At 64.5% G+C, this 14,612-nt stretch carries 14 protein-coding genes; 7 read left to right on the top strand and 7 right to left on the bottom strand.

What is annotated here, in order from left to right:
- The first annotated feature begins 34 nt into the window (after positions 1 to 34).
- On the top strand, positions 35 to 1,684 hold the full coding sequence (locus KZZ07_RS09850; protein WP_219513856.1) for an electron transfer flavoprotein-ubiquinone oxidoreductase: 1,650 nt from the start codon (positions 35 to 37) through the stop codon (positions 1,682 to 1,684).
- Between the two features lie 68 nt (positions 1,685 to 1,752).
- Here KZZ07_RS09850 and KZZ07_RS09845 read toward each other — a convergent pair whose 3' ends face one another.
- A complete protein-coding gene (locus KZZ07_RS09845) occupies positions 1,753 to 2,892 on the bottom strand; it encodes an HPP family protein (RefSeq protein WP_219513855.1) in 1,140 nt (379 codons plus the stop codon).
- Positions 2,893 to 3,096: 204 nt separating this feature from the next.
- On the opposite strand from KZZ07_RS09845, the gene KZZ07_RS09840 reads away from it, so the two are divergent.
- Together KZZ07_RS09840 and KZZ07_RS09835 are read left to right on the top strand one after the other, a co-directional pair.
- The gene (locus tag KZZ07_RS09840) at positions 3,097 to 4,821 is read left to right on the top strand and encodes a tetratricopeptide repeat protein (protein ID WP_370631100.1); all 1,725 of its coding nucleotides are present in this window, start codon (positions 3,097 to 3,099) and stop codon (positions 4,819 to 4,821) included.
- Positions 4,802 to 5,629 carry a 4-(cytidine 5'-diphospho)-2-C-methyl-D-erythritol kinase gene (locus KZZ07_RS09835; RefSeq protein ID WP_219513853.1) on the top strand — a complete coding sequence of 276 codons (828 nt, stop codon included), beginning with the start codon at positions 4,802 to 4,804 and terminating at the stop codon, positions 5,627 to 5,629. Before KZZ07_RS09840 ends, KZZ07_RS09835 begins: the two co-directional genes overlap by 20 nt.
- 34 nt (positions 5,630 to 5,663) lie before the next feature.
- Here KZZ07_RS09835 and KZZ07_RS09830 read toward each other — a convergent pair whose 3' ends face one another.
- Positions 5,664 to 6,662: a polyprenyl synthetase family protein gene (locus KZZ07_RS09830; RefSeq protein ID WP_219513851.1), complete on the bottom strand. Its 999-nt coding sequence runs from the start codon at positions 6,660 to 6,662 to the stop codon at positions 5,664 to 5,666.
- A 54-nt stretch (positions 6,663 to 6,716) separates the two neighbouring features.
- Here KZZ07_RS09830 and KZZ07_RS09825 point away from each other — a divergent pair, with 54 nt between their 5' ends.
- The 3 genes from KZZ07_RS09825 (at position 6,717) to KZZ07_RS09815 (ending at position 7,986) form a co-directional block, all read left to right on the top strand.
- On the top strand, positions 6,717 to 6,932 hold the full coding sequence (locus KZZ07_RS09825) for a putative signal transducing protein (protein ID WP_219513849.1): 216 nt from the start codon (positions 6,717 to 6,719) through the stop codon (positions 6,930 to 6,932).
- Positions 6,922 to 7,704: a tRNA1(Val) (adenine(37)-N6)-methyltransferase gene (locus KZZ07_RS09820; RefSeq protein ID WP_255564265.1), complete on the top strand. Its 783-nt coding sequence runs from the start codon at positions 6,922 to 6,924 to the stop codon at positions 7,702 to 7,704. The genes KZZ07_RS09825 and KZZ07_RS09820 overlap by 11 nt, the downstream gene beginning before the upstream one ends.
- Before the next feature lie 105 nt (positions 7,705 to 7,809).
- Positions 7,810 to 7,986: a YdcH family protein gene (locus tag KZZ07_RS09815; protein WP_219513847.1), complete on the top strand. Its 177-nt coding sequence runs from the start codon at positions 7,810 to 7,812 to the stop codon at positions 7,984 to 7,986.
- Positions 7,987 to 8,020: 34 nt separating this feature from the next.
- Here KZZ07_RS09815 and gcvA read toward each other — a convergent pair whose 3' ends face one another.
- The 5 genes from gcvA to KZZ07_RS09790 form a co-directional block, all read right to left on the bottom strand.
- Positions 8,021 to 8,968 carry a transcriptional regulator GcvA gene (gene gcvA, locus KZZ07_RS09810; protein ID WP_219513845.1) on the bottom strand — a complete coding sequence of 316 codons (948 nt, stop codon included), beginning with the start codon at positions 8,966 to 8,968 and terminating at the stop codon, positions 8,021 to 8,023.
- Between the two features lie 322 nt (positions 8,969 to 9,290).
- Positions 9,291 to 10,445 carry an MFS transporter gene (locus KZZ07_RS09805; RefSeq protein WP_219513844.1) on the bottom strand — a complete coding sequence of 385 codons (1,155 nt, stop codon included), beginning with the start codon at positions 10,443 to 10,445 and terminating at the stop codon, positions 9,291 to 9,293.
- A 163-nt stretch (positions 10,446 to 10,608) separates the two neighbouring features.
- Positions 10,609 to 11,331, bottom strand: a complete 723-nt coding sequence (phbB, locus tag KZZ07_RS09800) for an acetoacetyl-CoA reductase (RefSeq protein WP_219513843.1) — start codon at positions 11,329 to 11,331, stop codon at positions 10,609 to 10,611.
- A 188-nt stretch (positions 11,332 to 11,519) separates the two neighbouring features.
- A complete protein-coding gene (locus KZZ07_RS09795; protein WP_219513842.1) occupies positions 11,520 to 12,695 on the bottom strand; it encodes an acetyl-CoA C-acetyltransferase in 1,176 nt (391 codons plus the stop codon).
- Positions 12,696 to 12,905: 210 nt separating this feature from the next.
- The gene (locus KZZ07_RS09790; RefSeq protein WP_255564279.1) at positions 12,906 to 13,655 is read right to left on the bottom strand and encodes an EAL domain-containing protein; all 750 of its coding nucleotides are present in this window, start codon (positions 13,653 to 13,655) and stop codon (positions 12,906 to 12,908) included.
- Between the two features lie 317 nt (positions 13,656 to 13,972).
- On the opposite strand from KZZ07_RS09790, the gene rpsD reads away from it, so the two are divergent.
- Positions 13,973 to 14,593, top strand: coding sequence for a 30S ribosomal protein S4 (gene rpsD, locus KZZ07_RS09785; protein ID WP_219513841.1), 621 nt, complete (start codon positions 13,973 to 13,975; stop codon positions 14,591 to 14,593).
- Positions 14,594 to 14,612: the final 19 nt, after the last annotated feature.

Here is a 14,612-nt window from a genome sequence, read left to right as displayed (position 1 = left end):
AAATTTCAATACCCCTCGAAGGGAAGGAGCCGGAATGTCCGACTTTCAGCGCGAATCCATGGAATACGATGTCGTCATCGTAGGCGGGGGCCCCGCGGGCCTCTCCGCCGCGATCCGGTTGAAACAGCTCGACGACAGCCTGGACGTCGTTCTGCTGGAAAAGGGATCGGAGGTTGGGGCGCACATCCTTTCGGGGGCGGTGCTGGACCCCTGCGGGCTGGATGCGCTTATCCCCGACTGGAAGGAAAAGGGCGCGCCGCTGAACGTGCCCGTGACCGAGGACAATTTTTACATGCTGGGCGAGGCGGGCAAGGTCCGCATCCCCAACTGGCCGATGCCGCCTCTGATGAACAACCACGGCAACTACATTGTCAGCATGGGCAATGTCTGCCGCTGGATGGCCGAACATGCCGAAGCGATGGGCGTCGAGATCTTTCCGGGCATGGCCTGTTCCGAACTGGTCTACGGCGAGAACGGCGAGGTGCGCGGCGTGGTCGCGGGCGAATTCGGCAAGAACCCCGACGGAACCCCGGGCCCCAGCTATGAGCCGGGCATGGAGCTGTTGGGCAAATACGTCTTCCTGGGCGAGGGCGTGCGCGGGTCGCTGTCCAAGGAAGTGATCGAGAAATTCGACCTGTCGCAGGGCCACGAACCGCAGAAATTCGGCCTTGGCATGAAGGAGATCTGGGAGATCGACCCGGCCAAGCACCATGAGGGGCGCGTCACCCACACGATGGGCTGGCCCCTGGGGTCGAACGCCGGTGGCGGGTCGTTCATCTATCACCTGGAGAATAACCAGGTCTACGTGGGCTTCGTCGTGCACCTGAACTACGAAAACCCCTACCTGTACCCCTACATGGAATTCCAGCGCTTCAAGCATCATCCGATGGTGGCCGAGCTGCTGGAAGGTGGGAAGCGCGTCGCCTACGGCGCGCGGGCGATCAGCGAAGGCGGCTACCAGTCCATGCCCAAGATGGTGGCGCCGGGCGTCGCGCTGCTGGGCTGTTCGGTGGGCATGGTCAACGTGCCGCGCATCAAGGGCAACCACAACGCCATGCTCTCGGGCAAGGCGGCGGCAGAGGCGGCCTATGCCGCGCTGCAGGACGGCCGGTCCAGCGACGAGCTGTCGGACTACGAGACCGAGGTGCGCGAGGGCGCCATCGGCAAGGACCTCAAGATGGTCCGCAACGTCAAGCCGATGTGGTCGAAATACGGCCTCACCGCCAGCCTCACGCTGGGCGGCTTCGACATGTGGACGAACAATCTGCTGGGTGTTTCGCTGTTTGGCACCCTGTCGCACGGCAAAACGGATGCCGAGGCGACCGGCATGGCGGCCAAGTACGAGCCGATCGACTATCCCAAGCCGGACGGCAAGCTCAGCTTTGACCGGCTGACCAACGTCTCTTTCAGCTTTACCAATCACGAAGAAAGCCAGCCCGCGCATCTGCAGTTGAAGGATCCGCATGTGCCGACCTCGATCAACCTGCCGAAATACGCCGAGCCGGCGCAGCGCTATTGCCCGGCGGGGGTCTACGAGGTGGTCGAGGACGAAAGCGGCCCACGTTTCGTCATCAACTTCCAGAACTGCGTCCACTGCAAGACCTGCGACATCAAGGACCCCAGCCAGAACATCAACTGGACGGTGCCGCAGGGTGGCGAAGGGCCGAACTATCCCAACATGTGATCATACGAGACACTGCGTTCCGGCGGCCGGGGTCTGACGACCCCGGCCGTTTTTCGTTCGGGCGTGCGTCAGGCGCCGCGCAGGGCCCGGTGGGCAAGGGCGGCGATCAGGTCGGTGCGGGTCACGATCCCGACAAGCTGGCCGTATTCCAGCACCGGCACCGCGTCCACCGCGCCATCGGCCATCATCGGCAGCAGCGCCGCGATGGGTGTTCCCGGCGTGGCGCGAGGACCGGCCACGTCCATGATGTCCTCGGCCCGCACCGGCATATCCCGCTCTCGGTCCACCAGCCGCCGGAAGGCCGCGAGATACCCGCGCTCCAGCCGCAAGGCGTCCTGCCTGGCCCGGTCGATCAGGTGCATCTGAAAGATCACGCCCAGGAACCTGCCTTCCCCCGTGACCACCGGCAATGAGGTAAAGCGATGCCGTCGGAACAGGTCCGCCACCTCGCCCAGACCGGTGTCGGACCGGACCGTGATCGGTTTGTCCGACATGATTTCCGCGGCGGTCGCACCGCTGGCTGTATGGGCGGCGGCCTGCAGTTCCGCGGCGCCGATCAGGCGGGCGAGATCCTCGACACCGAGATTGAAGGACTGGCGATAGCGGTCGAGCAATCCTGCGAGTTCCTCTTCGCTGAGGTCCAGCGGCATCCGCGATCCGGGCGCCGCGTCGGCGCCGGTCTCGAATTGTCGAAACGGGTAATGGCGGCCGGTCAATCGGGCATAGATCGCGGCCAGTACCACCAGCACGATGGTGCCCGCCGCAACGGGTGCCAGTGCAAAGCGGAACCCCAGTTCCTCGATGGCGCCCGGGCTCATCGCGGCGGTCATCGCCACGGCGCCCGCAGGAGGATGCACCGCGCGACAAAGGATCGTTGCGGTGATTGCCAGCCCCACCGCCAAGGCGATCCGCAGCGCCGGGTCGGCCACGGTCAGGCAGACCGCCACGCCAACGAGGGCAGCGACGCTATTTCCCACCACTGCCGACCAGGGCTGTGCCAGGGGGCTGTTTGGCACCGCGAAAAGCAGCACCGATGTCGCCCCGAAAGGCGCGATCAGGTACAGGCCTAACTGCAGGTCGACCGCCGGCGACAACAGGAACAGCCCGGCCAGCCCAAGCCCGGCAATGGCGCCCACCCCGGCACGCAGGGCTTCGACGGGTGAGACCCGCGCGACAGCGGGCCCCAGAGATCGCAAATTGTGCAGCATGATCGCCCTCGTTCCGGATGCGCCCAAATTTTCATCACCGTGAGAAAAGTTCAACCAGCGGCAGACACGGGCAGCCTGCCCGCGAAACCGGCAATGCCTCACAAGGAGGTGAAGCGCGCCCCCGCTTCTCCGGCCTGTCGTGATTGCCTTGCCTGCTCAACCGCTCTAGGCTTTGGCGAAATGGCGACTGAGGAGACCGGCATCTTGACAGCTTGGACACAGACGGTGCGCGCGGCCTTGTTGGCGACGGCGCTAGTGCTGCCTTCGCTTGCATCGGCACAGGGGTTCGCGGGCGATTACCTGGCCGCGCGCCAGGCCAGTTTCCTGGGCGATTTCAAATCCGCCGCGCATTACTACGGCAAGGCGCTGGCCCGTGATCCGGGTCGTCCCGAATTGCTGGAACGCGCGGTGCTGGCCAATATCTCGCTGGGCGAGGTCGACCGGGCCGGAAGCTATGCGGAACGCCTCGCGCAGGACGGTTATTCCAGCCAGATCGCCCAGATGGCGCTTGTGGCCCGTGACGCACGCGGTGAGGCCTATGGCGCAATCGTCCAGGCCATCGACGACAAGCGCGGGCTTGGCCCGCTGGCCGACGGGTTGGTCAAGGCCTGGTCCCAGCTGGGCGAAGGCGACATGACCAGCGCCCTTGTCACCTTTGACGAGGTTGCGGGCATCCAGGGGCTGGCGCCCTTCGCCGCTTATCACAAGGCCTTTGCGCTGGCCTCCGTGGGCGACTACGAGGGCGCCGAGCTGATCCTGGGGGGCAAACAGGGCTCGGGACTGGCAGCGACCCGCCGTGGAGTCATGGCCCACGCCGAGATTCTCAGCCAGCTTGACCGGAATGACGACGCCGTCCAGCTGCTGACCGACTCTTTTGGCGGCAATCTGGACCCGGGGCTTGAGGATCTGCGCACCCGTCTCGAAGGCGGGGAAACCGTGCCCTTCACGCATGTGCGCTCGCCCCGCGATGGCATCGCAGAGGTGTTCTACACCGTTGCTGGCGCGCTGGCCTCCGAGAACAACGAGGACCTGACGCTGCTTTATGCGCAGATGGCAGAGTATCTGCGCAAGGATCATACCGACGCGATCCTGCTGTCGGCAGAGGTGCTGTCCAAGATCGGTCAGTATGATCAGGCCATCGAAACCTATGCCAAGGTGCCCAAGGAGAACGAGGCCTATCACGCTGCCGAACTGGGCCGCGCAGAGGCGTTGCGCGCAAGCGGGGACATGGATGCAGCCATCGCCGTGTTGGAAGAGCTTGCGAAATCCCACGGATCGATGCCGGTGGTCTCTTCCACGCTGGGCGACTACCTGCGCCAAGATGAACGCTATGACGAGGCGGTCACGGCCTACTCCGAGGCGCTGTCCAAGGTCGCCGAGATCTCGGAGCGCCACTGGTTCCTGTTCTACGCCCGCGCCATTTCCTATGAGCGACTGGACAAGTGGACCGAGGCCGAGGCCGATTTCCGCAAGGCGCTGGACCTGAACCCGGAACAGCCGCAGGTGCTGAACTACCTTGGCTATTCGCTGGTGGAAAAGCAGGTCAAGCTGGACGAGGCGCTCGACATGATCGAACGCGCGGTCGAGACGCGGCCCAACGCGGGGTACATCGTCGATAGCCTGGGCTGGGTGCTGTACCGACTGGGCCGCTACGAAGAGGCCGTGCCGCACATGGAGCACGCCGCCGAGCTGATGCCGATCGACCCGGTGGTGAACGATCACCTGGGAGATGTCTACTGGGCCGTGGGGCGCGAACGCGAGGCGGAATTCATGTGGAAACGTGCGCTGTCCTTCGTCGACTGGGAAGACGCCGCCGCCGAGGCGGACCCGGAACGCATCAAGCGCAAGATCGAGGTCGGGCTGGATCAGGTCCTTGAGGAAGAAGGCTCACCGCCGCTGACACTTGCCGATGACAGCGCAGGCAATTGAGGTCTTTGCCCCTGCCAAGATCAACCTGACATTGCACGTCACCGGTCAGCGGCCGGACGGCTATCACCTGCTCGACTCGCTGGTGATGTTCGCGGATCTCGGGGATCGTGTGACTGTCGCGCGGGCAAGTGAGATGTCGCTGCGCGTGACCGGGCCGATGGCGGCGGGCGTGCCAGAGGATGCGAGGAACCTCTGCTGGAAGGCGTCGGAGGCATTTGGCGAACCGGTGTCGATCACCCTGGACAAACATCTGCCGGCGGCCGCTGGCATTGGCGGCGGCTCCTCCGACGCGGCGGCGGTCCTGCGGGGCATGGAACAGTTGTTCAATCGTCCCTCTGGCGTGCATCTGCCCGATCTGGGCGCGGACCTGCCCGTCTGCATGGCAGCACAGGCGGCACGCATGCAGGGCATCGGGGAAAAGGTCTCGCCGCTTGTCATGGAGCCTTTTCCGGCGCTTCTGGTGAATCCTCGCGTCGAGGTCCCCACGCCAGCGGTGTTCCGGGCCCTGGGTCAAAAGGACAATGCGCCGATGACGCCCACGCCTGAGACGGGCGGGCCAATGGCGGCGTTGGACTGGCTTGCCGAACAGCGCAACGACCTGCAAGCGCCAGCGATTGCCGTTCAACCTGTCATCGCCGAAGTTCTTGAACTGCTGGGGGGACTCGCGGGCGCCCGGCTTGCCCGAATGTCCGGTTCTGGCGCGACCTGTTTCGCCCTGTTCGGCACGCGCGCCGCTGCGGAGAGCGCTGCCGCCGTCCTCTCGGCTGCCCGTCCGGGCTGGTGGGTCAGGCCCACGACATTGCGATGAGAGGTGGTGTGGGGAGGGCGATCTCCTCCCCGTGTCAGCTGACCCGGCTTACCACGTAGTCGTTGAGGTCGATCAGCAGGTTGCGCAACTCGCTTTGCGGCAGGCTTTCCATCGCGGCCTTGGCGCGCGCGGCCCAGGCCAGCGCCTCTTGCCGGGTTGCTTCCAGCGCGCCGTGCTTGTTCAGCAATTCAATTGCATGTTCCAGGTCGCCGTCGCGCTGGTCGCCCTTCTCGATCACCCGCTTCCAGAACGCCTTTTCCTCCTCACTCGCGGCGGCAAAGGCCTTGATCAGCGGCAGGGTCAGTTTGCGCTCGCGGAAATCGTCGCCCACGTTTTTGCCCGTCGCATCCGACCCCCAGTAGTCCAGCAGGTCATCGACGATCTGAAAGGCGATCCCCAGCGCGTCGCCGTAGTCGAACAGCGCCTTGACCTCTTCCTCGGGTCGTCCGGCGATCACGCCGCCGACCTCGGTCGCCGCCGAGAACAGCGCCGCCGTCTTGCCGCGCACCACCTGCAGGTAAATGGCCTCTGTCGTCGACAGGTCCTGCGCCGCCGTCAGTTGCAGCACCTCGCCCTCGGCGATGGTCGCCGCCGCATCGCTGAGGATGCGCAGCACCCGCAGGTTGCCGGTTTCGGTCATCAACTGGAAGGAGCGCGCAAAGAGGTAGTCGCCGACCAGCACGCTGGACTTGTTGTCCCACAGCAGGTTCGCCGTGGGCCGTCCGCGCCGCTTCTTGCTTTCGTCCACCACATCGTCATGCAGCAGCGTCGCTGTGTGGATGAACTCCACCGTTGCGGCGAGGTAGACATGGTAGGGGCCGTCATAACCGCACATCCGTGCCGTCGCCAGCGTCAGCAGCGGGCGCAGCCGCTTGCCCCCGGCCTCGACCAGGTGGGCCGTCACCTCGGGAATGCGGGGCGCATGTTTCGACGCCATGCGCGCGCGGATCAGGGCGTTGACCTCATCAAGATCCCCGGCCAGCAGCGCGGCGAGACGTTCATGCGGCTTTTGAATGGCGTCGTCCAAGCTCATCAAACTCCCGTGCAAGGCTCGACAAATCGTGCGCCTTGTCCTTACATCCCCGACATGGAAGAGCTCTTGCGCACAAACGACATCACATTGATCCCGCTGGTCCGGACCCTTCTGAACGAGGAGGGTATAGACAGCTTTGAACTGGACGTAAACATGAGCGTCCTCGAAGGCTCCATAGGCATTCTGCCGCGGCGGCTGATGGTGCGCACGGACCAGATCGACCAGGCCCGGCGCCTGCTGCGCGAGGCCGGGGTGAACTTTGAGGGCTGAGCCCTTTGCCCCCGACGCGCTGAGCGAGGACGCGATGCTGGGCGGCAAGGTGCGCCTGTTGCAACCGAAAGAGGGATACCGCGCCGGGACCGATCCGGTTGTGCTGGCGGCCGCCGTGGCGGCACAGCCGGGGCAAAGCGTGCTGGAACTGGGTTGTGGCGCGGGGCCGGGACTGTGTTGCCTGGGCGCGCGGGTGCCGGGGCTGCGCCTGAGCGGGTTGGAACTGCAACCGGGCTATGCCGCACTGGCGCGCCGAAACCTGGCGCATAACGGGCTGGAGGCGGAGATATGGACCGGCAACCTCTCCGACCCGCCGCCGGAGCTGAAGGCGCAAAGCTTTGACCATGTCTTTGCCAACCCACCCTATTTCGAGGCTGGCAAGCGGATCCGTGCCGACGAAAGTGGGCGGGAAATCGCCCTTGCGGGGGAGACGCCACTGGCCGATTGGGTCGCCTGCGCCGCCCGGCGGCTGAAGCCGCGCGGTTACGCGACCTTTATCCAGCGCGCCGAACGCCTGCCGGACCTGATCGCCGCCATGCAGGGGCGGCTGGGGGCGCTGGAACTTTTGCCCTTGCTGCCGCGCGAGGGGCGTCCGCCGCGCCTGATCCTGCTGCGAGGACGCAAGGAAGGGCGCGCGCCCTTCCGTTTCCACGCGGGGGCGGTGATTCACGCCGGGGACCGCCATGAGGAGCCGGGAAACCGCTATACCGCGCGTTTCGAGGCGATCATGATGCAGGCTGCGCCGCTGGAATTCCCGGCAGGTCGAAACTGACCTTTATCCATGTTACATTTTTACGAAGCCATGATGCAGCCGCAGCGTGACTTGCGAGAAATTCTGTGCTGCACTGAGAGTCTCATCATCTGAAAGGAGGATCCCATGAGCTTGAGTTCGCACTTGCAGGAACTGAAAAGGAAGCATCACGCCCTGTCGGAAGCCGTGGAAGAGGCGCAACGTGCTCCGAGTACCGATGACCTGCTCATCGCGGACCTTAAGAAACAGAAGCTGAGGATCAAGGAAGAGATTGCGCGGCTCGCGCCGCAGGCCGTGATGTAGCACGGTTCATTCAAGACCTGGCCCGGACTGGCACTCAGGCCCGGGACAGGTCATCGACAGAGATCAGCGTCTTGCCCTCGAGTCCCGTGGGCAATGCCCTGATTTCCTCAAACAGCCATTCGCGGAACGCGGCGATCTGCGGACGTGTCTCCGTTCCCTTGGCGCAGAGAAACCGGAACCGCGCGGTTGTCGTCAGGGCGATGTCGAACGGCGCGACCAATTGTCCCGAAGCAAGCAGCCTTTGTGCCAGCGACGTGCGCGACAGGACCACGCCACCGCCCGCCAGCGTCGCGTCCAGCGCGTGATCGGCCTGCGAAAAGCGCGCGGTCGGAGTGGGACACCCCGTCATGCCGCAGGCGCGGAACCATTCGGGCCAACCAGCGGGCGGGTCCATGAAGTCATGCGAGGCATCCTGAAGCAAGGGCGCCTCCAGCAGACTGTCCGGGGTGGGGTAGAGCGCTGCCAGGTCGGGTCGCATCAGCGGTGTCACGCCTTCGTCGAGGAGATGTTCGCTGAACAGGCCCTCGTCCGTGCCATAGCCGTAGCGGATGGCCACGTCGATTTCGTCGCGGTCGAAATCCATCATGCGCAGGCCAGCGACAAAGCGCAGTTCGATATCCGGGTGAGCCTGGGCAAAGTCGTAGAGCCGCGGCGCCAGGCATTTGGCGGTGAAGGCGGGGCCAGCGGTGACCGTCAGCTTGCCGGTGTCCTGCAGGCGCCGTGTGGCCCGCCAGGCAGTGATCAGCCGCTCGAACCCCTCGGCGGTCCCCGGCGCCAGGAGGCGCCCGGCCTCTGTCAGCTCCACCGCGCGGTTCAGGCGGCGAAACACCGGCGCGCCCAGGTGCTCTTCGAGGTTCTTGATCTGGAAGGACAGCGCGGCGGGCGTGACGTTCAATTCATCGGCCGCCTTGGCAAAGGATATGTGGCGGGCGGCGGCGTCAAAGGCACGCAGGGCGGTCAGAGGGGGGAGGCGTTCGGACATGGACACACAAGTATATCTTGACTGAACGACGGGGAAGTCTCGTTTGTCGCTTTTCTTACGACTGCATAGGTTGGGATCATCAAGGAATGCTTGTTCAAAGAGGTCCGCCATGTTCGAAGCCGCCACCGACGCCCGTCATCGTGATGCCATCCGGGCTGCTCATGCCGCGCGCGGCAGGCTGGTCTCTGGCCTCTGGAAGAGTGTTTTCGCCCGTCGTCGCTGACCGCAGGACTCGAGACTCCCCGTTTCCGCCGGTCTGAGCCGGGCGAAGAGAAACGCCCCCGAACCGCATGGCTCCGAGGGCGTTTCCATTTGGTCCAATTCACGCAGCTTGTGCCCTGTGCCGGGTGAGGCCCAGCGTGCCCAGAGCCGCGAGGGCCAGCAGAAGAATGCCAAGCTGAAACGCCACCGCCGCACTTCCGACCTGTTCCGAAAGCGCACCGGACAGCGCCGGCAGGACCGCCATCCAGAAATAATAAAGCGTAAAGAAGATCCCCATGCCCAATGCGCGGGTCTCGGGCCGCAGGACGCGGCCGGGGAGCGCCATGATCGGGCCGGCCGGCAGACCGCAGATCAGCCCCATGAGGATGAAGACGGGCAGCGACGGCGCCAAAAGGGCGAGAGCGAAGGTGACTGCGAAACCGGCCAGTCCGGCCAGGAGGACGGCGTTGGGGCGGCCGATCCGGTCCCCGATGAGGCCGCCGGCGGGAACAGAGACCACGGCCAGCCAAAGCACGAGGGAGCTTATCCCGCTGGCCTGTGTCAGTGCGGCGCCCCGTTCAACCAGCAAGGCGGGTCCGAAGGCAAAGACCATCGCCAGCGCGCCATTGTAGAGACCCCAGACACAGCCTGCGATCAGGATGCCGGTCAAGGCGCTGTTCCGGGGCCAACTGCCGCTTGGCATGGTGCCACCGGGGCTGGCGGGCGGGTCGCGATAGGCAAGGGTCATCAAGGCGAGGCCGGCAATGCAGAGCACCATCGAGGTGGCAAGTGCCGCGTTCAGCCCGCCGGCTTGGGCGATCAGCGGCAGCAGCAGCAGGGCCAGAGCGATTCCGGCGGGCCAGGAGTTGACGAAAATTCCCATGGCGGTGGCCAGATTGCGGCCCGCAAACCAGTCCGCCACCATCTTGGTCATGATGACGTTCAGCAGGACGCCGCCCGTCCCGGCGAGGAGGCGCCCGAGAATCTGAAGCGACCAGCTTTGCCCCTGCCACATGATCAATCCGCCCAGAACCATCACGACCAGCCCGCTTGCGACAACGCGTCTGTCGCCAAAGCGCTGTGCGATGCCGCCGCCAGGCAAGGCGAAAACCAGGCCGGGCAGGAGATAGAGGGAAATCAGGATGCCCAGGTCGGCAAGATTGGTTCCGTGACGGTCCATGAACAGCGGACCCAGCGATGCGACGACCTGATACTGAAAGGCCATTGCCAGCCGCGCGGTGAACAAAACCGCAAGCGCGGCCCAGGGTGAGGTCATCGGTGTCACTTTCGCAATCGATGGTCGATGCTAGCAGCGAAAAACGGAACCGAATGAAAAAAACGCCCGCTGGCGGGCGTTTTTCGGTGTCTGGTCCGGGGGTGACGCTTGTCCCGTCCTTCGGACGGAACCTCGCCCCACCCGCCGTCCCTTGGCGTTGCGCTCAGACGAAGAACTGCGCGCCGTTGGCCGAGATGGTCGACCCGTTGATGAAGCCGGCATCGTCGGAGGCCAGGAAGGTCACGCAGCGCGCGATTTCCTCGGGCTCGCCCAGGCGACCGGCGGGGATCTGGGAAATAATGCTTTCGCGGACCTTCTCCGGCACGGCCATGACCATTTCGGTCGCGATGTAGCCCGGGCAGATCGCATTTGCGGTGATGCCCTTGCGCGCGCCTTCCTGGGCCAGCGACTTGATGATGCCGAGGTCACCCGCCTTGGTGGCGGCGTAGTTGACCTGGCCCATCTGACCTTTCTGACCGTTGATCGAGGAGATCACGATGATCCGGCCAAAGCCGCGGTCGCGCATGCCCGGCCAGATCGGGTGCACGGTGTTGAAGACGCCGGTGAGGTTGGTGTCGATCACCTCGTTCCACATCTCAGGGGTCATCTTGTGAAAGGCCGCATCGCGGGTGATGCCGGCATTGGCCACGACGACGTCGATCGGGCCAAGGTCGGCCTCGACCTGCGCCAGGCCGGCTATCGAGGCCTCGTAGTCGGCCACGTTCCACTTGTAGGTCTTGATGCCGGTGGCTTCGGTGAAGGCGGCGGCCTTCTCGTCGTTGCCGGCATAGGTCGCTGCGACCTCGTAGCCTTCGGCCTTAAGGGCCTTGGAAATGGCTTCGCCGATGCCGCGGCTGCCGCCGGTGACGAGTGCTACACGTGCCATTGGGGTTCCTCCAGTTCTCTGTCCATGTCTGGTAACTTTGTTACCCTGTGATTTTTCAATGAGCAACAATGTTGCTCATCTTTTCGGGCTGTTTGTCTCAGCCTGTTTCGCGGTCCGGGATGTGCCCGGACCCTCTCCACAAAAAAGGGGGCGCCAATGGCGCCCCCGGTATGTCATGTGCCGCTGGGTTACGGACGCTCCACACAGAGCGCGACGCCCATGCCACCGCCGATGCAGAGCGTGGCGAGGCCTTTCTTGGCGTCGCGGCGCTTCATCTCGAACAGCAGGGTGTTCAGGACGCGCGCGCCCGACGCGCCGATCGGGTGACCGATGGCGATGGCGCCGCCGTTCACGTTCACGATGGCCGGATCCCAGCCCATGTCCTTGTTGACGGCGCAGGCCTGGGCGGCGAAAGCCTCGTTGGCTTCGACCAGGTCCAGGTCCTCGACCTTCCAGCCGGCCTTTTCCAGTGCCTTGCGCGAGGCCTGGATGGGGCCCACGCCCATGATCGACGGGTCAAGCCCGGCGGTGGCGTAGGAGGCGATGCGCGCCAGCGGCTCGATCCCGCGCTTTTCGGCCTCGTCAGCGGACATCAGCAGGGTGCCGGCGGCGCCGTCGTTCAGGCCGCTTGCGTTGGCCGCGGTGACGGACCCGTCCTTGGCGAAGGCCGGACGCAGTTTCTGCATGGCTTCCATCGTTGCGCCGTGGCGGATGTATTCATCCTTGTCGACAACGATGTCGCCCTTGCGGGTCTTGACGGTGAAGGCAACGACCTCGTCGTCGAACTTGCCGGCTTTCTGTGCGGCCTCGGCCTTGTTCTGCGAGGCGACGGCGAATTCATCCTGCATGTCGCGGGTGATCTGCCACTGGTCGGCCACGTTCTCGGCGGTCTGACCCATGTGGTAGCCGTTGAAAGCATCCCACAGGCCGTCGCGGATCATCGTGTCGATGTATTTCATGTCGCCCATCTTGTGCCCGGCGCGGAGGTGCGCGGCATGGGGCGAGAGAGTCATGTTTTCCTGGCCGCCGGCGCAAACGATCGAGGCGTCGCCCAGCATGATGTGCTGTGCGCCAAGCGCCACGGCACGCAGGCCCGAGCCGCAGACCTGGTTGATGCCCCAGGCTGCCGACTCCTTGGGCAGGCCGGCATTGATATGTGCCTGGCGGGCGGGGTTCTGCCCCTGAGCCGCGGTCAGCACCTGGCCGAGGATGGTTTCGGAAACCTCATCCTTGGAGATGCCGGCGCGCTCGACCAGCGCTTCCAGAACGGCTGCGCCCAGGTCATGTGCCGGGGTGTTTGCAAAGGAACCGCCAAAGCTGCCGACGGCCGTCCGGGCAGCGCTTGCGATAACGACGTTGGTCATATGTAGTCCTCCAGGCAAGCGGGTGCATCAGGTCAAGACGCGGCCCCACCGGTTGCGGGTCCTTCTCTTCCTCGCTTGTCGGCTAGGGAGATAGCCGAAGTGGCGGACCAGAAGAACCGGACAGGGTGTCTCAGCCCGAAGATGCATTGCGGATATGCCGAATGTCCATGCCTTATGTGCCGTTACGTCAGTGAGCGCGGTGCCGCGACGTCACCCGACGCGCTGCGCGGTGTCCTCACGGCGCCAAGGCGGGCGCACGCTGGGCGCGGCAAAGAGGAACCCCTGAAGGCAGTCGATTCCCAGCGCGGCCAGACATTCGGCGTCTTCGCGCGATTCGACCATCTCGGCGACGGTGAACATGTCGAACTGTTCGGCGATCTTCACCATCGCGCCGACCAGCACCTGGTTGTCCGGGTCGCCGGCGATTCCCTGGCAGAACTGGCCGTCGATCTTGAGCACGTCAAAGCTGAAGTCCTTGAAGTGGCGCAGGGCGGTGTAGCCAGCGCCGAAATCGTCGATGGCAAAGGATATGCCGCGGCGTTGCAGGTCATCCATGAAGCTGACAACCAGTTCCGGCACCAGCATGGCGGAGCTTTCGGTGATTTCCAGGATCAGCCGTTCGGCGATTGTCGGATCCTGGTCGAGACCACGATTCAGCGCGCGCATCCATTTCTTGTAGCCGATCGAGCGCGCGGACATGTTGATGGAAAGCCGCAGGCCCGGCACGCGGCCCAGTTCGGCCAGCCCCTTTTCCAGCGCGATACAGTCAAGCATGCGCCCGTATTCCGTATCCTCTACGGTGTTGATGAAGTCGGTCGCCGGTATGACACGCCCGGTTTCGTCAAGAACGCGAATCAACCCTTCGTAGAATGCAACGCGGCCCTGGGTCTGGGCCTGCATCACGGGCTGGAAGGCCAGCATGACCTGACGGTGCTGGATCGACCGCCGGACCATGTCCATCACGGATGTGTCGCGGGTCCTTACCGCATGTTCCAGCGCATTGCGCGCCTCGAATTCGTCTGCTGCCGGTTTCGCCACTTCCGCCTCCGTGCCGTGGTCTTGCCCAATTTGACGCCCTAGGTGTAAAGCAACTGTTAATGTTCCCCTTTGGTTCAAATTGTTCGGACCCGCTGCGAGGGGCGCTTGACTCATCCCCCGCAGCCTATATAAGCGCGCGTTCATTGGTGTTGGTGGACCCCGCAAGGGGAACCCTGTCACTCCGGCAAAATCCGGGGAGAGGACAACGCCCTTCGAAACCTGAACGAAGGAGATCAGCCGTGACCAAACGCACGACTGCCAAGTACAAAATCGACCGCCGCATGGGCGAAAACATCTGGGGCCGCCCCAAGTCGCCGGTCAACCGCCGCGAATACGGCCCCGGCCAGCACGGTCAGCGCCGCAAGCAGAAAATGTCCGACTTCGGCCTGCAGCTGCGCGCCAAGCAGAAGCTCAAAGGCTACTACGGCGACCTGACCGAAAAGCAGTTCCGCCGCATCTACTCCGAAGCCGAGCGTCTGAAGGGCGACACCGGTGAAAACCTCATCGGCCTGCTGGAGCGTCGCCTGGACGCCGTCGTCTATCGCGCCAAATTCGTGCCGACCGTTTTCGCTGCCCGCCAGTTCGTCAACCACGGCCACGTCCTGGTGAACGGCAAGCGCGTGAACATCCCCTCGTACCGCGTCCAGGAAGGCGACGTGATCGAGGTGCGCGAGAAATCCAAGCAGATGGCCGCGATTCTGGAAGCGACCCAGCTGCCCGAGCGTGACGTGCCCGATTACATCGAGGCCGACCACTCGAAGTTGACCGCCACCTTCGTCCGCACCCCGCAGCTGGGCGACGTGCCCTACGCGGTGATGATGGAACCGAACCTGGTCATCGAGTATTACGCTCAGAACTGAGTTCGCGCGGGCCCCGGGT

The organism is Mameliella sp. CS4 (genome assembly GCF_019392335.1).
GTDB lineage: Bacteria > Pseudomonadota > Alphaproteobacteria > Rhodobacterales > Rhodobacteraceae > Antarctobacter.
Note: the sequence above shows the minus strand (reverse complement) of the source record. Positions and strands in the feature narration are given on the sequence as shown.